The organism is Kitasatospora sp. NPDC048298, from assembly GCF_043201465.1.
Taxonomy (GTDB): Bacteria; Actinomycetota; Actinomycetes; order Streptomycetales; family Streptomycetaceae; genus Kitasatospora.
This window is the reverse complement of the sequence record NZ_JBICYZ010000031.1, coordinates 15869-34926: the sequence shown is the minus strand read 5'-3', so window position 1 is coordinate 34926 and position 19058 is coordinate 15869. Positions and strand designations below refer to the sequence as shown.

The window sequence follows — 19058 nt, the reverse complement described above, 5'->3', positions numbered from 1 at the left end:
CCGTGACCCAGCAAGCTACCCCCACCCGTCCGGCCCCGCGTAGCAGGCTCCGCCGGGTGCTGCCGCTGCTGATCACCGCCTGGCTGGTGCTGGAGATCTGGCTGCTGGTCCAGGTCGGCTCGTGGCTGGGCGGCTTCACCGTCCTGCTGCTGCTCATCGGGGGCGCCCTGATCGGCGGCTCGCTGATCAAGCGGGCCGGTCTGAAGGCGTTCTCGGCGGCGGTCGAGCAGAGCAAGAACCCGCAGTCCGAGCAGCCGCAGACCGGCACCAGCATGACGGTGCTGGCCGGCGTGCTGCTGATCGTCCCCGGCTTCCTGTCGGACCTGGTCGCCCTGACCCTGCTCTTCCCGCCCACCCGGGCGCTGTGGCGGGCGGTCGGGCGCCGGGTCGCGGACAAGGCGCTGCGCAGCGCCCCGCCGGCCGGCACCGACCCGCTCGCGGACGCGATGCGGCTCCAGGAGCAGCTGCGCATCCACCGCCCGGACGGCAAGGTGATCCAGGGCGAGGTCGTGGACCAGGACTCCGGCCCGCGCGGCCCGCAGGGCCCGGACACCACCTACCGCCCGCCGATCTCGGGCTGATCCGACCGTTCCCACCGGGCCGCCCGGGGCGCACGCCGCCCCGGGCGGCCCGTCCTTCGCCCGGCGACGGCTCCCGGCCCGTGCCGGGCAGCCGACCGGTCGGACAACGGACCGGGACCGGCCAGCGGACCGGTCGGACAACGCGAAAGGGACCCTGGTGACCAGGGTCCCTTTTCGCGTCCTCCCGCTCGGGGCGGGAGCGAGGTGTCAGGCGCTCTTACGGGTGTCCCGCGGGTGCACCGCGAGGTTCATCCCACCGGAGCGGAGCACGGCCAGCCGTTCGGCCAGCACCTCCTCCAGCTCCTCGCGCGTCCGGCGCTCCATCAGCATGTCCCAATGGGTGCGCGTCGGCTTGATCTTCTTCTCTTCCGGCTCGTCGCCGTCGAGAAGCGCCGCCTCCTGGCCACAGAAGCGACATTCCCAGGTCGCGGGGATCTCCGCCTCGACCGAGAAAGGAACCTCGAAACGGTGTCCGTTCTGACATGCGTACTCGACGGTCTGGCGGGGAGCCAGATCGATACCACGGTCGGTCTCGTAGCTAGTGGCCCCGAGTCGCGTGCCGCGGAGAGCTCGCTCGCTCATGAATCGTGCCTCCCGGGCTTATGGCCCACAGGACTAGTGGTCGCTGTTCTTCGTCGTTCGGTCAACGCTCGGCTTCCGACGAAGATTCCCGTCCCGGGACATGCGTCGTCTGTAGTGCCGCCCCTGTTTGTACCCACCTGCGCCCGATTTGTCACATCTGGCCGGTGATATCACCCTAGGTGTCACCTATTTCACATCTGGTGATCGTGCGGGCTTTCCGTGACGAGCCTACCGGGCCGGGATTCGACGGCGAGGGCCGCCCCCCGGGCGGAGGCCGGAGAACCGGCTCCGGGAGGCGGGTCGGCCCGGCGGTCAGGAGATCGGCCGTGAGCGGATCATCGGCTCGCCCTTGGCCAGCTCGACCGGGTGGGCCGCGGCGGCCGGGTCGACCGCGGGGACCGTCGGCGGGTGCTCCGGGCGGGGCGGCACGGCGGCGGCCTCGGTGCGGGTGTCCCGGTGCGGCAGCAGGGCGATCACCGCGTCCCGCAGCGGGGCCGGGGCCTCGTCGTCCAGTGGGTCGATGGTGGCGGGCACCTGGAGCCGGACGGGGGCGCCGTTGCCGATCCGGGCGTAGCCGCGGCCGATCGGGGCGTGGGCGGCGGGTGCGATGTCCAGTGGCGCGCCGAGCGCGTCGTGCGCCTCGTCGGGGCCGGCCGGGCCGAGCACCACCCGGGCCCGGGTGGTGGCGCGGACGGTGGCGGTGATCCGGTCCCGGGCGTCGAGGTCGTCGGCGACCACCACGGTGACCCGGGCGGCCCGGCCGTGCCGCAGCGGGAGCTCCAGCAGGTCCTGCGGGTCGGGGCGTCCCTCGGCCCGGGCGAGCTCGCTCAGCTCGGTCGGGTGGTCCAGCAGCAGCCACAGCGGCCGGGTGGCGTCCTCGGGCGGGGCGCTGCCCGCGTGCCGGGCGGCGTTGAGCGCGGCCAGCCGGCGCTCGGTCTCGCCGACGGCCCAGTCCAGGGCGGCCAGCGCGCCGTGCAGGCTGGTCTCCACGGTGTGCACGCCGGGCCGGTTCACCAGGCAGGCGTGCTCGCCGGTGCCCGCACCGTCGACCACCACCAGGTCGGCGTACGGGAGGGCCTGGAGCGCGACCGAGCGCAGCAGGCTGGAGGTGCCGTAGCCGGTGACGCCGAGCACCAGCAGGTGCGGCTCGGAGGAGCGCGGGCCGGTGCGCCAGACCACCGGCGGCTGCTGGACGGTGGCACCGCGCCGGATGACCGGGATGGTCCGGGCGGTGCCGTCCTCGTCGGTGAAGCCCAGCACGATCTCGCCGGGCGCGGCCACGAAGCGCTGGGCGGCGATGTCGGCCGGGAGCGGGGCGAGCGCGGCGATCCGCAGCCGGTTGGACTCCTCGTCCCAGTCGAAGCGGTACTCGCGGGCCCGGCCGGCCTTCCCCTGGACCACCTGCTCGATCCGGGCCCGGGCGGTCGGCTCGGTGTCGGTGAAGTAGGCCGGGTAGCTCATGTCCAGCCGGGCGAGCCGGCCCTCGCCGTCGAACTCCCACGCGCTGAAGGCGTTCTTGTGGCTGCCCGCGAAGTGGTACAGCGGGTTGGCGTCCTCGGGGCCGCACAGGTACGGGGTGAGCGCCGCGTAGAGGGCCGCGAGCTTGACGTCGGCGACGTTCGGTGCGGGCGGTGCGGGCGCCGCCTTGGGGGCCCGGCCGGCCCAGGCGGCGCTGGCCATCAGGGCGATCAGGGCGAACAGCAGGCCGTGCGGCAGCAGGTAGACGCCGATCAGCATGGCGGCGGTCAGGAACAGCGTCGGGCCGCGGCGATCCTTCGGGGTGTCCTGCCAGCGGGCCTTGGCCCAGTCGACGTGGTGGCGCAGGCCGCGGCCGATGACGGAGAGCGGGGCGAACATGTCGGAGGCGTGGTCCCCGGCGGTCCGGGCGATCGCGCGGCCCTTGCTGAAGTTGCGGTGGAGCGGCATTCCTTGACTCCCCGGGCGGTGGGACGGGTGGGGTGGCGCGGGTGGGGACCGACGGGGCCCGGGGCGGTGGGATCCGCGCCCGGGCCGGTACGGGGGAGGACGGGGCTAGAACTTGATGCCGCTGAGCAGGCTGGCGAGGCTGGCGCCGCCCGCGGTGATGCTCGGCGCGATCGAGGAGCCGGCGATGTAGAAGCCGAGGAGGGAGCAGACGATGGCGTGGGAGACCTTTAGTCCGTCCCGGCGGAAGAAGAGAAAGGCGATGGTGCCGAACAGGACGATGCCGGAAATCGAGAGGATCACGTTCCGCTCCTCAGGAAGGGGGGACAAGCGGGGGTGTTACGGAAAGTGCACTAATCGTGACAAAAAGTAATAGATGATGGAACGGTGCAAATGGGTGGTTCTGCCGTTCAATACCGTTCCGGCGGCCGGGCGGCGGTATGCGGACCGGCCGGGGTGGGGGCCGGGCGTCGCGGGGATTCGGTGTGCCGAGACATTCCCGGGCGGCGGGCGGGAAGTTTCCGGGGGGTCCGGGAAGTTCGCTCGAATGGCTGCGCAACGCGCGCGGCCGCGTGTCGTGGCGGTCGCGGGCCGTCATCCGGATTCCGGACGCCCGCTGGTCCGCCCCGGCGCCGGCCGTTACCGTGCCCTGGGCGCAGTCCCGAACCGTCCGACGACCCGACCGGAAAGGCCGCCGCCATGACCGACGCCGCCAGCCAGCAGCCCGCCGACGCCCCCGACGCCGAGGTGATCGCGCTCGCCGGGAAGCTCTTCGACGCCGCCCGGGCCGGGGAGACCGACACGCTGTCCGCCTACCTGGACGCCGGCGCCCCGGCCGACCTGACCAACGGCCGCGGCGACACCCTGCTCATGCTGGCCGCCTACCACGGCCACGCCGCCACCGTGGCGGAGCTGCTCCGGCACGGCGCCGACCCGAACCTCGCCAACGACCACGGCCAGACCCCGCTGGCCGGCGCCGTCTTCAAGGGCGCCACGGACGTGCTCGACGTCCTGCTGGCCGGCGGCGCCGACCCGCGGGCCGGTGCCCCGAGCGCCGTGGACACCGCGCGGATGTTCGGCAAGGACGACCTGGTCGCCCGGTTCGAGGTCGGCTGAGCGGGGACCGTAGGCTCTTCGACCATGAGCACCAGCACCACCCGGGACATCGGCACCGTCGAGTTCCGCATCACCGGCTACGCCCACCCCGACGCCCAGGCCCTGTCGGCGGAGGTGCAGCAGGAGTACGTGCGCCGCTACGGCGACCCGGACGAGACCGTCATGCACCCCGAGGACTTCGAGGCGCCGGCCGGACTGTTCATGATCGCCTACCTGGACGGCCGCCCGGTCGCCTGCGGCGGCTGGCGGGCCAAGCAGGCCGGCCCGGACGACCTGCGCGACGGTGACGCCGAGGTGAAGCGGATGTTCGTGATCCCCGAGGCCCGCGGCCGCGGCCTGGCCCGCGCGGTGCTGCGCCGCCTGGAGCGGACCGCGATCGAGGCCGGGCGGGGCCGTTTCGTCCTGGAGACCGGCACCGAGCAGCCCGAGGCCGTCGCGCTCTACCAGTCCGAGGGCTACGCCGCGATCCGGAAGTTCGGCATCTACAAGGACCACCCGCAGAGCATCTGCCTCGGCAAGGAGCTGACTCCGGCGGTCTGAGCCGCCGCCGCGTGGGGAAGGCTTCCCTCGGCCCGGGCCGAGGAGGGGACGGATGAGTCAGCGAGCACCTGGACCCAAGGCGCCCGGAGCGGACCGGCTCCCCGGCCTGGCCGCGCCCGGCGGGGAGCTGGACCGGCTGGTCGGGGACGGCGCCCGCACCGTCGGCGCGGGCGCCGTCTGGGCCGTCGGCGATGCCGGCGGCACGCTCGGCGGGGGTGCCCACGGCGTGCTCGGGCAGGGCCCGTACGCGCGGCTGCGGCCCGGGCCGGACACGCTGTACGACCTCGCCAGCCTCACCAAGGTCGTCGCGCTCTGGCCCTGCGCCGGGGTGCTGTGGCAGTCCGGCCGACTTCCGCTGGACGAACCGCTCGGCCGCTGGTGGCCGCCGGCCGCCGGGCGCCCCGCCGGGGTTGTGACGGCCCGTCAACTCCTCGCCCACACCGCGGGAATGCTCCCGTACACCCGCTTCGAGCAGCTCTACGGGCGGGAGCCCGCGGCGATCCGGGCCGGGGTCCTCGCCGCGCCGCTGCACCGGACGCCGGGCACGGCTGTCGAGTACACCGACCGGGCCGCCGTCCTGCTCACCCACCTGGTGGAGGATCTCGGCGGCGCGCCGCTGGACGAGCTCGCCGCGCGCCTGGTCTGGGTGCCGCTCGGCATGGCCGACACCCGCTACGGCCCGCTCGACGCGGCGCTCGCCGTTCGTACCGCGCCCACCGAGTACCAGGAGGCGGCCGGCACCCACCTGTGCGGCGTCGTCCACGACCCCTCCGCCCGGCTGCTCGGCGGGGTCTCCGGCAACGCCGGGGCCTTCTCCACCGCCCGCGACCTCGCCCGCTTCCTCGCCGCGGTGCTCGCCCCGCCGCCCGGGCTCCGCTGGGGCGGGGCGTGGATCGACGAGTCGCTGCGCGAGCAGACCGGCGGCCTGCTCCCCGCCCGCGGCCTGTCCTGGCTGTACGCCCCCGGCACCGACCCGGCCGAGGGCACCTTCGTCCACTACGGCTTCACCGGCACCGGCTTCTGGGTCTCCCGGCGGCTCGGCCGCTGGGCCCTGCTGCTCACCAACAAGGTGCACTACGACCGGGGCACCGAGCGGCTCACCGAACTGCGCAACGCCTTCCGGCGGGCCGTGTTCGGCTGACGCGCGTCCGAGGCAAGCCGGCGGCACTCATTCGGGTGGATTCGGCGCGAACCGCCGTTTCGTGGAGGGGGATTGCGGCAGATTGTCCTCCGAGGGCGGCAGCCGGCGGAGGAGGCGCGATGACGGACACCTGGGCACTCTCGGAGCAGGAGTGGCTCGCCGGGCTGGTGCGCGCCTATGTCGGGTGCAGTGTGCTGCTCACCGACGAGGCTGGCAAGGTCCTGCTGCTGAAGGCCAGTTACCGCGACCAGTGGCAGTTCCCCGGCGGCGGGATGGATCCGGGGGAGGGGCCCGCCGAGTGTGCGGCCCGCGAACTGTACGAGGAGACGGGCCTGTTGGCCGGTCCGCTGCGGCTGCTCGTCGTGGAGTGGCGCGACGCGATCCCGGACCAGGGCGAACACGCCCACCCCGCCGTGCAGTTCATGTTCGACGGCGGAACGGTCGCGGCCGGCGCGGTGATCCGGGCCCAGGCCGAGGAGATCGCCGACCACGGGTACTTCACCCCGGCCCAGGCGGCCGTCCTGCTGCAGCCCGGTGCGGCGCGCCGGCTCACCGGGGCCCTGGAGGCCCGGCGGACCGGCGCCGCCGCGCTGCTGCACTCGCACGGGTACGTCGGGTGAGGGCCGGTCAGAGGAGGGTGCTCCAGTAGTACCAGAACCGGTTGAGGACCAGCAGCGCGATCACCGCCGCCCACAGCACCGGCAGCGCCCAGTGGTACCGGGCCGCCTCCCGGACGGCCGCCCGCAGCCCCGGGCCCACCGGAATCACGCCCGAGCGCAGGTTGTGCAGCGTGGTGTACCAGAACACCACCACCACCGTCGCCCACACCACCATGCAGTACGGGCAGAGCGCGCCGATGTCGTACAGCGCCTGGTAGATCAGCCAGTGCGCGAACACCACGCCCACCGCGGTGCCCGCGTTCAGCCCCAGCCAGAACCAGCGACGGTACGCGGCACCGGCGACCAGCCCCGCGCCGATCGCCGCCAGCGCGCCGAAGGCGGCCAGCCCGAGCAGCGGGTTCGGGAAGCCGAAGACCTCCGCCTGCTCGGTGCGCATCACCGAACCGCAACTGATGATCGGGTTGATGTTGCAGTTGGGGACGTAGGAGGGGTTCTCCAGGAGGCGGAGCTTGTCGAAGGTCAGGACGGCCGAGGCGGCCAGCCCGACCAGCCCGCCGAGGAACAGCAGGAAGGCGTAGGCCCGGCCGGCGGCGACCGGGGCCCGGCGGGCGTCGTCAGGGGCGGAGCGGGGCGGGTGCACGGTGGTAGCGGCGGACATGGCAGCACACTCCGGTGGCTGGCTGGGAGGAGCCGGCCCGGCCGGGAGTTCGGCCGGGCCAGGTGGTGCCGTACGTGCGGGGCCGCGGCCTACTGGAGGCCGGCGGCCTGCTTCACCTGCGCGGTGAACTGCTCGGGCGAGACCGACGCGTTGCCGGCGAACAGGTTGATCTGCTTGCCGTCGACCTTGACGGTCGGCGTGCCGGTCACCCCGCTGTCGTTGAACGCGTCGGAGACCTTGGCCGCCCACGGGGCGTAGGTCCGGTCGGTGACCGCCTTCACGAAGGCGTCCGTCTTCAGGCCCGGCACCTGGCCGGCCAGGTCCAGGATGTGGTTGACGTCGCCGAAGCCGTCCTCGCGCTCGTCCGGCTGGTTGGCGTACAGCACGTCGTGGAACGCCTTGAACTGGTCCACGCCCTCGTTCAGCGCGGCGCCGACGGCGGCCAGCGCGGTGCGCGAACCCTTGCCGCCGAGGTTCTTGTCCAGGAAGGCCGCCAGGTGGAAGTTCACCTTGATCTGACCGTCCTCGGTGAGCTTCTTGACGGTCTCGCCGTTCGCCGCCTCGAAGTGCTTGCAGACCGGGCAGCGGAAGTCCTCGTAGATCTCCATGGTGTGCGGGGCGTCCGCCTTGCCGTAGGTGATCACCGTGCCGTTCGGGCCGGAGGCGTTGGCGGGCACGACCAGCGGAGCCGAGGCGGCCGCGGAGGACTTGTCGTTCTTGTCCGAGGCCGAGCCGATCGCGACGGCCACGCCGCCCGCGAGGGCCAGGACGACGACGGCGGAGACCGTCACCACGATCCGCTGACGGCGCTTGGCGGCCTGCTTCTCGCGGCGCTGCGCCTCCTGGATCCGCTCACGGGCACTGACGCGCTTCTTGTTCTTGTCCTGCGACATGGGGAAGTCAACTCCTGTACGCGGCGCGCGGGTGCGCGCGGGGAGCCGCACCGGGTGCGGCGGGGTCGGTGAACGCGGGAGTCGTGCGCACTGCCTGCGGGCGTACCGGGGCCGTTCGGCCGGGTACGGGGGTGATCAGCCCGGAGAGGGGATCAGCCGGGAGAGGTGATCAGCAGGCAGGCGCGAAGGCGGGCGGGCCACGCCGGGGCGCCGGGCTCAGCACCACGTCCTCGCGGCGCGGCCGGGTACGGTCCGACTCCGGCAGCGGCACCCGCAGCACCGGACGCACCGGAGCCGGGACCAGCAGGACGACCAGGGCGTGCAGCGGGGCGGCCAGCGACTGGCGCAGTGCGCACAGCGCCCGGGCCAGACCCGACAGGGCGGCGTCGCCCATCCGCAGCCAGGCCGAGGCGGCCAGGGCGATCACCACGTGCACCAGCAGGAGCAGCAGCTGGGTCGCGGCGGGGGCCAGCTGCCCGGCGTGGCCCAGCGGGCCTGCCAGCAGTGAGCCGTCCACCGAACCGCCGCCACAGACCAGCAGGTTCACCCCGCGTGCGGGCACCTGACCGGTCAGCACCGGCGAACAGCCGGCCTGGCCCAGGTTGAACGTGGTGTTGAGCAGCAGCTCGACCGGCACCATCACGCCGGAGATGTGCAGCATCCGCCGCTCCCCGCCGGCCAGCACGGCGGCGACCAGGAAGACGACGGCACCGGCCGAGGCCACCAGCGTCAGCGGCAGCGGGCGGCCCGTGATGACGACCTGGCCCAGCGCGGCCATGGGCACGGCGAGCGCGGTGAACACCGCGGCCCGCAGGGCCCTGGTCGTGGGGGAGGAGGTCGTCACGCTCCGGAGTATGTCATGGGGTCCGTACCCGGCACGAGGGCCCGTAGGTCCCTGGTGCGGCTGACGCGCGCTCAGTAGCCTGCGAGGTCGGCCACGAGTTCGGCCGGGGGTCACTCGCCGGGCTGCCGCCCGGTCGACAGCGGCCGTCCGCGGATTAGCCTGGAAGACGTTCCCGCTGACCCGACGAGGGGGCGAGCACGCATGGCGAGACCCGAGCCCACGGTGGGGGAGGTGCTGCTGGCCCGCATCGAGGCGCAGACGGCGGAGCTGGCCGGCCTGGACGACGCCGTCCGGGCGGACGAGCCGGACGCCGTGCACCGGATGCGGGTCGCCTGCCGCCGGCTGCGCAGCGCCCTGCGGACCTTCCGACGGCTTTTCACCCCCGGTGCCACCGACGAGCTGGTCGCCGACCTGCGCTGGCTCGCCGCCGCCCTCGGCGCGGCGCGGGACCGCGAGGTGCTGGCCGAGCGCCTGGCCGCCGAGGCCCGCGAGCTGCCCGCCGAGTGCGAGCCGCAGCGGGTCGCCGCCGCGCTGGAGCGGTGGGGCCGGGCCGAGTACCGCGAGGTGTGGCCCGAGGTGGTCGCCGCCCTCGACAGCCCCCGCCGCCGCGCCCTCGGCGAGGCCCTCACCACCCTGCTCGCCGACCCGCCGCTGCAACCGCGCGCCGCCCGCAGCGCAGTCCCGGAGCTCTCCCGGATCGCCGCCCGCGAGCAGCACCGCACCGCCGAGCGCGTCCGCACCGCCCTCGCCGCCGCGCCCGCGGACCGGGCCGTCGCCCTCCACGAGGCCCGCAAGGCGGCCAAGCGCGCCCGCTACGCCGGTGAGACCGCCGCCGCGGCGATCGGCGCCCGGGCCGAGCGCTACGCGCGGCGGATGAAGGCCGTCCAGGACGTCCTGGGCGAGCACCAGGACGCGGTGGTCGCCGCCGGCGCGCTCGCCGCCCGCGCGGCGGGCAGCGGCGAGCCGTTCGGATACGGGGTCCTGTACGGCCGCCAGCTGGCCACCGAGGAAGCCGCCCGGCGACGGCTGCCGGACGTCTGGCGGCGGGCGGGCAAGCGCAAGCTGGCCCGGTTCGGCTAGCGCCCGGGCGGCGTGGGACCGCCCGGGCGGCGTGCCCCGGGGCACAGGCGCGCCTTGCGGTGTCGTGGTCGGTCGGCGCCCGGGTGCACCTGCGGGCGCGGCGGCGCTTGGGGCTACCGGGGGTCGAGCCCGGCCGAGCGGGCCGCCTCGCGCAGCAGGTCGCGGAGCATCGTGGTGGTCAGCCGACCGGTGTTCGTGTTGCGGGGGCTCACGTGGTAGCAGCCGTACATCCGCAGCTCCGGGCCGCCGTCGCGGGCCGGGAAGGTGGCCAGGGCGGCGTGGCCGAAGGCGGGGCGGGGCCGCGGGACCTGCCAGCCGGCGTCCGCGATCACCGGCAGCATCGCCTGCCAGGCGAAGCCGCCGAGGGCGACGACGGTGCGCACGGTGGGGCGCATCAGCTCCAGCTCCCGGCTGATCCAGGGCCGGCAGGTGTCGCGTTCCGCGGTGCTGGGCTTGTTGTCCGGCGGGGCGCAGCGGACCGGGTCGGTGATCCGGACGCCGGACAGCTCCAGTCCGTCGCCGTGGCGGACGGACTCGGCGCGGTTGGCGAACCCGAGCTCGTACAGGGCGGCGTAGAGCAGGTCGCCGGAGGGGTCGCCGGTGAAGATCCGGCCGGTGCGGTTGGCGCCGTGGGCGGCGGGGGCGAGGCCGACCAGGACGAGCGGGGCGTCCGGGGGGCCGAAGCCGGGGATGGGGCGGGCCCAGTAGTCCCAGTCCTGGTAGGCGCGGCGCTTGGTGCGGGCGGTCTCCTCGCGCCACTCGACCAGGCGCGGGCAGGCCCGGCAGCCGGTGACGACGCGGTCCATCGCGGCGAGCGTGCCGGCCCGGGCGGCCGCCTCGGCGGGGTGCCGGGGGTCGTCGGGGTCGTCGGCGGGGGAGGAGGGTGCGGCCACGGTCGGCATGGCCGAGATCCTAGGGGCTCCCGGACGTTCGTTCCGGCCCCGGCCGGGCAGGCGTAGCGTGGAATCAGTTGCTCCGGCGGTCCCCGGCCGGTCCGGGTCGGCGGCGGCCGGACGTGCCGGTGTGCGCGCAGGCCGCAAGGAGGCCGCGATGATCGTCGATTCGGTGCTGGGTGCCCTCGCGGGGCTCGCCGGGCTGGGGGCGATCTGGGCGATCACGAGCATCAGGGTCGTCCAGCAGTTCCAGAAGGGCGTGGTGTTCCGCTTCGGGAAGGTGCGCGACGAGGTGCGCGATCCCGGGCTGGTGGCGCTGATGCCGGTCGCGGACCGGCTGCACAGGGTGAACGTGCAGATCGTGACGATGCCGATCCCGGCGCAGGAGGGCATCACCCGGGACAACGTGACCGTGCGGGTGGACGCGGTGGTCTACTTCCGGGTGGTGGACCCGGTGAAGGCCACCGTCAACGTGCAGGACTACAACTTCGCGATCTCCCAGGTCGCGCAGACCTCGCTGCGCTCGATCATCGGCAAGAGCGAGCTGGACGACCTGCTGGCCAACCGGGAACCGATCAACCAGGGGCTGGAGTTGATGATCGACAGCCCGGCGCTGGGCTGGGGCATCGAGATCGACCGGGTGGAGATCAAGGACGTCGCGCTGCCGGAGTCGATGAAGCGTTCGATCGCCCGGCAGGCGGAGGCCGAGCGGGAGCGGCGGGCCCGGATCATCACCGCGGACGGCGAGTACCAGGCCTCGGAGCGGCTGTCGGAGGCCGCCGCGGTGATGAGCGCGACCCCGACCGCGCTCCAACTGCGGCTGTTGCAGACCGTGGTGGAGGTGGCCGCGGAGAAGAACTCGACGCTGGTGCTGCCCTTCCCGGTGGAGCTGCTGCGCTTCCTGGACAGCGCGACGGAGGTCCAGCAGCGGAACCTGCTCACGGCCGCCGCGGCCGCGGCCGGGGCGAAGGCCGCGGAGGACGCGGTGGAGAGCGGCGAGGTCCCGGAGGAGGAGCTCGAACCGGACCAGCCCCGGCACGAACTCCCGCCGCTGGAGGAGGTGCTGGATCGCTCGCCGCTGAACCGTACGGAGTCGCCGGACGGTCGGGTCGAGCCGGACGAGGCCACCGGGCCGGGCGGAGGGGGCTGAGCACACCGCCCGGGCGGGACGGGCGGGACGGCCCCGGTGGCGTCGGCGATCCACCCGGACCACGATGGACGTGGGAAGGGAAGCCAGGTCAGGAGGCGGACCATGACCATAGCCAGCGACATCATGCACCCGGGCGCGGAGTGCATCCGCGAGCACGAGACGCTCGCGGCTGCCGCCCGGATCATGCGGGAACGCCATGTGGGCGCCCTGCCCATCTGCGGGCCGGGCGACAAGCTGTTGGGGATCTTGACCGACCGGGACATCGTGCTGCGCTGCGTCGCCGAGGGTCGCGACCCGGCGTCGGTGACGGCGGGCGAACTGGCTCAGGGGCGGCCGATGACGGTGGAGGCGGACGAGGACTGCGAGCAGGTGCTGCGGGTGATGGAGCAGTACCAGGTGCGCCGGCTGCCGGTGATCAACCACCCGGAGCACAAGCTGGTCGGCATGATCAGCGAGGCGGACATCGCACGCGGTCTGCCGCAGGCGCGGGTGGCCGAGTTCGTGGCGGCGGTCTGCGCGGAGGAGGCGCCCGCGGGGGCCGCCCAGGGCTGATCGCCCAGGGCTGACACCGTCGTGCAAACGTGGGCCGTGGCCCCGCCCCGGCCCCCGCCGGGGTGGAGCCACGGTCGCGGTCGTGCCGGTCAGGCGGCCGGGGCGGCGGGGCCGTGCGCCTCGACGGAGAGTTCGGCCCACTCGGCCCAGCCGGCCAGCCGGTCGGCGTAGACCTGCTGGAGCATCGGTCGGCCCTGGGTGCCGAAGAACACCCGCAGCGGCGGCCGCTCGGCGTCGACGAGCCGGAGCAGGGCCCGGCCCGCCGCGGCCGGGTCGCCGACATCGAGTGAGGCGGCGTGGGCGGCGAAGGCCGCGCGCAGCCCGTCGTAGTGCCGGTCGGCCTCGGCGCGTACGGCGGAGGCGACCGCGTCGGTGGCGTAGCTGCCCGGCTCGACCACGGTCACCTTGACGCCGAACCCGGCGACCTCCTGGGCGAGCGTCTCGCTCAGGCCCTCCAGGGCCCACTTGGAGGCGCAGTACCCGCCGCCGAGCGGGAACGCGGCGACGCCGGCGACCGAGGAGATCTGGACGATGTGCCCGGAGCCCTGGGCGCGCAGCAGGGGCAGTGCGGCCTGGACGACCCGCAGCGGGCCGAACAGGTTGGTGTCCAGCTGGTCGCGCAGCTGCTCCTCGGAGAGTTCCTCGACGGCGCCGGACAGGCCGTAGCCGGCGTTGTTCACGAGGACGTCGAGCCGGCCGAAGTGCCGGTGGGCCCGCTGGACGGCGCGGTGGACGGCGTCCCGGTCGGCGACGTCCAGCGGGAGCGGGAGCACCGCGTCCCCGTGGGCGGCGACCAGGTCGGCGAGCCGTGAGGTGTCGCGGGCGGTCGCGGCCACCTTGTCGCCGCGGGACAGGGCCGCCTCGACGAAGGCGCGGCCGAGGCCGCGGGAGGAACCGGTGACGAACCAGACCTTGCTCATGTGTGCGCTCCACTGTGTCCGATGACGGGGTCCCGATGACCTGGCGGCATGAGGACACCGGCGGGCACGGCGGTGTGACACCCGGGTGGTGGTCGGGTCACCCCAGGGCGTAGACGGCGGTGGCGTGGGCGGCCGGGTCGCCGGTGTCCTCGGGGCTTTCGGCGCCCTCGGGGATGAGGGTGATGTCGAGGAAGGCGATCCGGCGGCCGAGCTTGGTGATCCGGGCGTGCACCAGGACGTCCTGGGCGAGCACGGCCCGCTGGAAGGTGGTGGACTGCTGGACGGTGGTCATCGGGCCGAAGCCGCCGCGGGCCGCCGAGAGGGCGATCACGCAGGCCGTGTCGGCGGCGGCCATCAGCGCCTGGCCGGACAGCGCGCCGCCCTCGCGGGCGAGCCGGTCGGTCCAGGGCAGCCGCAGTACGGCGTGGCGCTCGCCGGTCTCGACGGTCGACAGCCCCAGGTCCCGCACCCAGGGGGCGAAGTGCTCGGTCAACAGCTTGTCCGCGTCGGCGGTGGTGAGGGTCATCGCGCCATTGTGCCGGGGGAGTCGACGTTCCGTCAGGAGTGCGGCGCGGCAAGGGTGTCGAGGTGGCGGCGCAGCACCCCGCGCAGTTCGTCCGGGCCGACCAGGTCGGGGTGCTGGACGGCCTGGAGGGCGAGGCCGTCCAGCAGGGCGGAGAGTCGGCGGGTCTCGAGGTCGAGGTCGAGGCCGGGGGCCAGGCCGCCGGCGCGTGCGGACTCGGCGAGGATGCGGCTGACCAAGTCGTCGAGTCCGGCCTGCAGTTCGGCGGCGCGGGGTCGCAGGCCGGGCCGGGTGCGGGCGGCGGTGACGAAGGAGAGCCAGAGTGCGGACTCCTCCCGGCGCTCGGCGTCCAGCGGGAGGGTCTCGGCGAGCAGTCGGACGGTCCGCTCGCGCCGGTCGGTCCCGGCGGCGGCAGGGTCGAGCAGGGCGGCGGCGTGGACGCGGATGCGGGCCTCGATCCGGTGGGCCAGCTCGCCCATCGCGAAGATCATCAGCTCCGGGCTGCCGACTACGGATGGATCGTGGCGGGCGCCGCGCTCGGCGTCGCGCTGGGGGCGGCGCGCGGCGCGACCGTACGGGTCTACGGGCGGGAGGGAGTGCTCTGGCAGCGCTACACCGGGTGGACCTTCCTCGTGGCGGCGCTGTCGCTGGCCCTGATGGCCGGCTTCGCCGCGCTCGCCGCGCACTTCGGCCTGGCTGCGGACGCCCGGCCGGTCCAGCTGTCGATCGGCGTGGGCTTCCTGGGGGAGGCCCTGGTGGTCGGCCGGCGGGGGCTCTCCTCGGGGATCCCTTTCGCGCCGGAGCGGCGGGGTTCGAGCCCGTCACTCGGGGATCGGCTTCGTCGGTAACTTTTGTTGTCGAAATCGGATCCGGTAACTAAAGTTGTCGCCATGACGATCGCGGAGATCACCCATGAGGAACGGGCCGAGCTGGCCAAGGCCCTTCTCGATGCCCTCGACCCCCTTGCCGCCGCCGTGCGCGCCCGCGCGACCGGCCTGCCCGCGGAGCGGATGTGGAACGCCGAGCCGGTCGAGGTGGCCCTCTCCGTGCTGTCCGCCTGGAAGCTGGTGGACGCCGAGGTCAAGCGGCTCACCGCGGGCGCGGCCGCCACCGCGGGCTCCTACGGTGCCAGCTACGAGCAGCTCGGTGCCGTCTGGGGCATCACCCGGCAGGGCGCCCGGAAGAAGTGGCCGGAGGCCGTCAGTCGTCCGGCGACGCGGCCGGGGTCGCTGGAACTCTTCGGTGGTGAAGCCGAGTTGGTGGAGGGTTCCGACGGCTGGCGCTGGACCGCCACCGGCGCCGACGGCGCGGCCGGCGAGGCGGCCACCGGCCACCGGACCCGGGAGGAGGCCGCGGCACACGCCGGGGCCTTCCTCGCCGGGCACGCGCGTTAGCGGCGCAGCTCCCGGGCGATCAGCTCCGCCAGGTGCAGGGCCTGCCGCCCGTCGGCGAGTTGGGCGATCTGGGTTCGGCAGCTGAAGCCGTCCGCCAGCACCACCGTCTCCGGCCCGGCGGCGCGGACCTCGGGCAGCAGCACCCGCTCCGCGATCGCCTCGGACACCTCGAAGTGCCCTTGCTCGAAGCCGAAGTTGCCCGCCAGCCCGCAGCAACCGGCCTCCAGCACCCGGTTGTTCAGCCCGAGCCGGGCCTCCACCCGGCGGTCGGCGGCGCTGCCGAGCACCGCGTGCTGGTGGCAGTGGGTCTGGGTGAGGGCGTCCAGCCGGATCCGGGGGAGCGGGGCGTCGGGGGCGTACTCGTCGAGGAACTCGGCGAAGGTGCGGGTGCGGTCGGCGAGCGGGCGGCCCTCCGTGCCGAGCAGTCGGGGCAGGTCCTCGCGCAGGGTCGCGGTGCAGCTCGGGTCCAGGCCGACCACGGGGGTGTCGGCCGGGAGCCCGGTTCCGTCCAGCGTCCGCAGGCTGCGCCGCAACACCCATCGGGCGGTGTCGAGTTGGCCGGTGGAGTACCAGGTGAGCCCGCAGCAGACCGGGCCCGAGGGCAGTCGGACGTCGAAGCCCAGGTGCTCCAGCACCTCGACGGCCGAGCGCAGCACGTTCGGCTGGAGGTGCTCGGAGAAGGTGTCCGGCCACAGCAGCACCGGCCGGGCGTCCGCCGGGGCCGGCCGGTCCGGGGCGCCGCCGCCGGCGCGGTGCCGCCGGTACCAGGCGGTGAAGGTCTCCGGCGGGAAGACCGGCAGCACCCGGCGCCGGTCGATCCCGCCGAGCCGCTTGAGCAGAGCGCCGGCCCGGGAGCGGGCGAGCGTGTTGGCGGCCCCTGGCGCGAGCGCGACGGCCCGCAGCCAGAGCGGCAGCCAGCCCATCGAGTAGTGCGCGAGCGGACGCGGCCGGTGCCGGTAGTGCTGGTACAGGAACTCGGACTTGTACGTTGCCATATCGACGTGCACCGGGCAGTCGCTCGCGCAGCCCTTGCAGCTCAGGCAGAGGTCCAGCGCCTCGCGGACCTCCTGCGAGCGCCAGCCGTCCGCGACCGCGTCCCCCCGCAGCATCTCGGCGAGCAGCCGGGCCCGCCCCCGGGTGGAGTGCCGCTCCTCGCCGGTGGCCAGGTAGCTCGGGCACATCACCCCGCTGCCCGGGGCCACGCACTTGGCCACGCCCACGCAGCGGTGCACCGCTTTGACCAGGCTGCCGCCGTCCTGCTCGTACGGGAGCGCCAGCGGCAGTGTGCGGCGCGGGGCGGTGACGAAGCGCAGGTCGGCGTCGAGCGGGCGGGGGTCGACCAGGGCGCCCGGGTTGAGCAGTTTCTCCGGGTCCCAGATCCGCTTGAACTCGCCGAACAGGCCGATGACTTCGGGCGGGTACATGCGCGGCAGCAGCTCCGCCCTGGCCTGCCCGTCGCCGTGCTCGCCGGAGAGCGAACCGCCGTACGAGACCGCCAGGTCGGCCGCCTGCTCCAGGAACTCCCGGAAGACCAGCACCCCTTGGGGCTCGTCGAGCGGGAAGTCGATCCGCAGGTGCACGCAGCCGTCGCCGAAGTGCCCGTACGGGACACCGCGCAGGCTGTGCCGGCGCAGCAGGGCGCGCAGGTCCCGGAGGTAGTCGCCGAGCCGCTCGGGCGGGACGGCGGAGTCCTCCCAGCCGGGCCAGGCCTCGCCGCCTCCGGGCAGCCGGGTGACGATCCCCGCGCCCGCCTCCCGGACGGCCCACAGCTGGCGCTGCTCGACCGGGTCGGTGACCAGCGCGACGGTGGCCGAGCGTTCGCGGCGCACCTCGTCGGCGAGTCGGCGGGCGGCCTGGTAGGCGGCCAGCGGGGTGTCGCCGCCGGTCTCCAGGAACAGCCAGCACTCGCCGGCGGGCAGCCGGTCCAGTGCGGGCGGGCGGGGCCCGGCGGCGAGCAGCGCGGCGATCAGGTCGGCCGCCATGCCCTCGGCGGTCAGCGGGCCGTGGGGCAGCAGCGCCGGGACGGCGTCGGCGGCGGCGCCCTCGTCGGGGTAGCCGGCCACCACCAGGGCCCGCGCGGGCGGGTCCTCGACCAGTCGGACGGTGGCGCCGAGCAGCAGCGCGCAGGTGCCCTCGGTGCCGGTGAGCGCCCGGGCCAGGTTGTGGCCGTGCTCGGGCAGCAGCGCGTCCAGCGGGTAGCCGGAGGTTCGGCGGGGCAGCTGTGGCATGCCCTGCCGGATGACGGCGAGGTTGCGGTCGGTGAAATCCTGCAGCTCGGCATGGAGTCGACCGACCCTTCCGGGTCGCGCGGCGAGCGCGGCGCGCTCCCGGGAGGTGAGCCGTCCGCCGACGGTCAGCTCGGTGCCGTCCGCGAGCAGCAGCTCCAGCCGCTCGACGTTGTCGGCGGTGCGCCCCCAGGCGAGCGAGTGCGAGCCGCAGGAGTCGTTGCCGATCATGCCGCCGATGGTGCAGCGGCTGTGCGTGGACGGGTCGGGGCCGAAGCGCAGCCCGTACGGTCCGGCGGCGCGCTGGAGGTCGTCCAGTACGGTGCCGGGCTGGACGCGCGCGGTGCGGGCCTGCGGGTCGAGCTCCAGCACCGCGCCGAGGTGGCGGCGGAAGTCCAGCACCACCGCGCCCGGGCCGATCGCCTGCCCGCCGATGCTGGTCCCGGCCCCGCGCGCCACCACCGGCACCCGGTGCTCTCGGCACAGCGCCAGTGCCGTGCGCACGTCGTCGAGGTCGGCGGGTTTGACCACGCCCAGCGGCAACTGCCGGTAGTTGGAGGCGTCCTGACTGTAGACGGTGCGCTCGGCGGCGCCGAAGCGGACCTCGCCGCGCAGCACGGCGGCCAGCTCACGGGCCAGCGCGGCCCCGGGTACGGCGGACGGACGGCTCACCAGGGACCTCCCGGGCGGGTGTGGCGACGGCTCCGCCGATGATCGCAGGCACCCGGCCGGACCGGTACCGGGCACGACGGGGGTACCGCCGACGGGGTGTCATGTGGCACCCTCGGCGGTCATGATCGACGAACCCGTGCCCGTTGACCCGGCCGGCCCCGAGGCCTACCTCGCCCACCTCCCGATCGGCGAGCCGCTGCCCTTCCCGGCGGACGGCGCGCCGTCCTGGGAGATCTTCCCGTACGAGGGCGAGCTGACCGTCCGGGAACTGCGCGCGCCCGAGCTGCCGGAGCCGCCCCGCAACGGCGAGGACGGCCCGGAGAGCTGCCCGGACTGCGCCCGCCCGGACGCCGACTTCCTGTGGACGGACGAGCACTGGCGGCTCGGCACCACCGACGAGCCGGACGGCCTGCCCGCCACCCTGCTCCTCTGGCCGCGCGCCCACCACGACCTGCTGGACCTGCCGGCCGGACTGTCCGCGCAGCTGGGCCCGATGCTGCAGAGGGTGGAGCGGGCGGTACGGTCGCTCGGCGGCGTCGGCCGGGTCCACGTCAACCGCTGGGGCGACGGCTCGGCGCACCTGCACCTGTGGTTGCTCGCCCGCCCCGAGGGGGTGGCCCAGCTGCGCGGCTCGACTCTGCCCCTGTGGATGGACGTGCTGCCGCCGCAGCCCGCCGGGGTGAGGGCCGAGCGGGCCCGCCGGATCGCGGTGGCGATGGCCGCCGAGGGCGGCACCGCGCACGCCCGCTGA

22 protein-coding genes are annotated in these 19058 nt (G+C 74.7%); 11 read left to right on the top strand and 11 right to left on the bottom strand.

From position 1 onward, the window contains the following. Nucleotides 1-2: 2 nt before the first annotated feature. A complete protein-coding gene (gene fxsA / locus ACGF0D_RS22795) occupies nt 3-581 on the top strand; it encodes an FxsA family membrane protein (RefSeq protein WP_392918941.1) in 579 nt (192 codons plus the stop codon). 207 nt (nt 582-788) lie between these two features. Here fxsA and ACGF0D_RS22790 read toward each other — a convergent pair whose 3' ends face one another. The 3 genes from ACGF0D_RS22790 to ACGF0D_RS22780 all read right to left on the bottom strand — a co-directional run bounded on the left by ACGF0D_RS22790 (nt 789) and on the right by ACGF0D_RS22780 (nt 3389). Beyond that, nucleotides 789-1163, bottom strand: a complete 375-nt coding sequence (locus ACGF0D_RS22790; RefSeq protein WP_049655293.1) for an RNA polymerase-binding protein RbpA — start codon at nt 1161-1163, stop codon at nt 789-791. Nucleotides 1164-1475: 312 nt separating this feature from the next. Next, nucleotides 1476-3089: a hypothetical protein gene (locus ACGF0D_RS22785; protein ID WP_392918939.1), complete on the bottom strand. Its 1614-nt coding sequence runs from the start codon at nt 3087-3089 to the stop codon at nt 1476-1478. Nucleotides 3090-3194: 105 nt separating this feature from the next. Further along, complete coding sequence (locus ACGF0D_RS22780) at nt 3195-3389, bottom strand: hypothetical protein (protein ID WP_392879911.1); 195 nt, start codon at nt 3387-3389, stop codon at nt 3195-3197. Between the two features lie 396 nt (nt 3390-3785). Between ACGF0D_RS22780 and ACGF0D_RS22775 the strand changes: the two genes are divergently transcribed. From ACGF0D_RS22775 to ACGF0D_RS22760, 4 genes are all read left to right on the top strand, one after another. Next, entirely contained in the window at nt 3786-4202 is a 417-nt protein-coding gene (locus ACGF0D_RS22775; protein WP_392879909.1) for an ankyrin repeat domain-containing protein, read from the top strand. Between the two features lie 24 nt (nt 4203-4226). Next, the gene (locus tag ACGF0D_RS22770) at nt 4227-4742 is read left to right on the top strand and encodes a GNAT family N-acetyltransferase (protein ID WP_392879906.1); all 516 of its coding nucleotides are present in this window, start codon (nt 4227-4229) and stop codon (nt 4740-4742) included. A gap of 52 nt (nt 4743-4794) precedes the next feature. After that, nucleotides 4795-5883, top strand: coding sequence for a serine hydrolase domain-containing protein (locus tag ACGF0D_RS22765; RefSeq protein WP_392918937.1), 1089 nt, complete (start codon nt 4795-4797; stop codon nt 5881-5883). A gap of 119 nt (nt 5884-6002) precedes the next feature. Beyond that, a complete protein-coding gene (locus tag ACGF0D_RS22760) occupies nt 6003-6503 on the top strand; it encodes an NUDIX domain-containing protein (RefSeq protein ID WP_392879902.1) in 501 nt (166 codons plus the stop codon). Nucleotides 6504-6510: 7 nt separating this feature from the next. Here ACGF0D_RS22760 and ACGF0D_RS22755 read toward each other — a convergent pair whose 3' ends face one another. From ACGF0D_RS22755 to ACGF0D_RS22745, 3 genes are all read right to left on the bottom strand, one after another. Further along, the gene (locus ACGF0D_RS22755; protein WP_392918935.1) at nt 6511-7161 is read right to left on the bottom strand and encodes a vitamin K epoxide reductase family protein; all 651 of its coding nucleotides are present in this window, start codon (nt 7159-7161) and stop codon (nt 6511-6513) included. A gap of 89 nt (nt 7162-7250) precedes the next feature. After that, the gene (locus tag ACGF0D_RS22750) at nt 7251-8054 is read right to left on the bottom strand and encodes a DsbA family protein (protein ID WP_392879898.1); all 804 of its coding nucleotides are present in this window, start codon (nt 8052-8054) and stop codon (nt 7251-7253) included. A 169-nt stretch (nt 8055-8223) separates the two neighbouring features. Next, nucleotides 8224-8898 (bottom strand): hypothetical protein, encoded by a 675-nt coding sequence (locus ACGF0D_RS22745; RefSeq protein ID WP_392918932.1) that lies wholly within the window; start codon nt 8896-8898, stop codon nt 8224-8226. 201 nt (nt 8899-9099) lie between these two features. On the opposite strand from ACGF0D_RS22745, the gene ACGF0D_RS22740 reads away from it, so the two are divergent. Next, a complete protein-coding gene (locus ACGF0D_RS22740; protein ID WP_392918930.1) occupies nt 9100-9978 on the top strand; it encodes a CHAD domain-containing protein in 879 nt (292 codons plus the stop codon). A 113-nt stretch (nt 9979-10091) separates the two neighbouring features. On the opposite strand, the gene ACGF0D_RS22735 is transcribed toward ACGF0D_RS22740, so the two are convergent. Then, complete coding sequence (locus ACGF0D_RS22735; RefSeq protein WP_392879891.1) at nt 10092-10880, bottom strand: uracil-DNA glycosylase; 789 nt, start codon at nt 10878-10880, stop codon at nt 10092-10094. 148 nt (nt 10881-11028) lie between these two features. Here ACGF0D_RS22735 and ACGF0D_RS22730 point away from each other — a divergent pair, with 148 nt between their 5' ends. Then, nucleotides 11029-12021, top strand: coding sequence for a slipin family protein (locus ACGF0D_RS22730; protein WP_392879889.1), 993 nt, complete (start codon nt 11029-11031; stop codon nt 12019-12021). Nucleotides 12022-12123: 102 nt separating this feature from the next. Beyond that, nucleotides 12124-12573, top strand: coding sequence for a CBS domain-containing protein (locus tag ACGF0D_RS22725; protein WP_392879887.1), 450 nt, complete (start codon nt 12124-12126; stop codon nt 12571-12573). Nucleotides 12574-12662: 89 nt separating this feature from the next. Here ACGF0D_RS22725 and ACGF0D_RS22720 read toward each other — a convergent pair whose 3' ends face one another. The 3 genes from ACGF0D_RS22720 to ACGF0D_RS22710 form a co-directional block, all read right to left on the bottom strand. Next, nucleotides 12663-13493: an SDR family NAD(P)-dependent oxidoreductase gene (locus ACGF0D_RS22720; protein WP_392918927.1), complete on the bottom strand. Its 831-nt coding sequence runs from the start codon at nt 13491-13493 to the stop codon at nt 12663-12665. A gap of 97 nt (nt 13494-13590) precedes the next feature. Beyond that, nucleotides 13591-14019, bottom strand: a complete 429-nt coding sequence (locus ACGF0D_RS22715) for a PaaI family thioesterase (protein ID WP_392879881.1) — start codon at nt 14017-14019, stop codon at nt 13591-13593. 32 nt (nt 14020-14051) lie between these two features. After that, on the bottom strand, nt 14052-14507 hold the full coding sequence (locus tag ACGF0D_RS22710) for a TetR family transcriptional regulator C-terminal domain-containing protein (RefSeq protein ID WP_392918925.1): 456 nt from the start codon (nt 14505-14507) through the stop codon (nt 14052-14054). A 30-nt stretch (nt 14508-14537) separates the two neighbouring features. Here ACGF0D_RS22710 and ACGF0D_RS22705 point away from each other — a divergent pair, with 30 nt between their 5' ends. Next, nucleotides 14538-14864 (top strand): hypothetical protein, encoded by a 327-nt coding sequence (locus ACGF0D_RS22705; protein ID WP_392918922.1) that lies wholly within the window; start codon nt 14538-14540, stop codon nt 14862-14864. 42 nt (nt 14865-14906) lie between these two features. Further along, nucleotides 14907-15410 (top strand): hypothetical protein, encoded by a 504-nt coding sequence (locus tag ACGF0D_RS22700; protein ID WP_392879874.1) that lies wholly within the window; start codon nt 14907-14909, stop codon nt 15408-15410. Here ACGF0D_RS22700 and ACGF0D_RS22695 read toward each other — a convergent pair. After that, nucleotides 15407-18307, bottom strand: a complete 2901-nt coding sequence (locus tag ACGF0D_RS22695; RefSeq protein WP_392918919.1) for an FAD-binding and (Fe-S)-binding domain-containing protein — start codon at nt 18305-18307, stop codon at nt 15407-15409. The genes ACGF0D_RS22700 and ACGF0D_RS22695 overlap by 4 nt on opposite strands. A 121-nt stretch (nt 18308-18428) precedes the next feature. Here ACGF0D_RS22695 and ACGF0D_RS22690 point away from each other — a divergent pair, with 121 nt between their 5' ends. Further along, on the top strand, nt 18429-19058 hold the full coding sequence (locus ACGF0D_RS22690) for a hypothetical protein (RefSeq protein WP_392918916.1): 630 nt from the start codon (nt 18429-18431) through the stop codon (nt 19056-19058).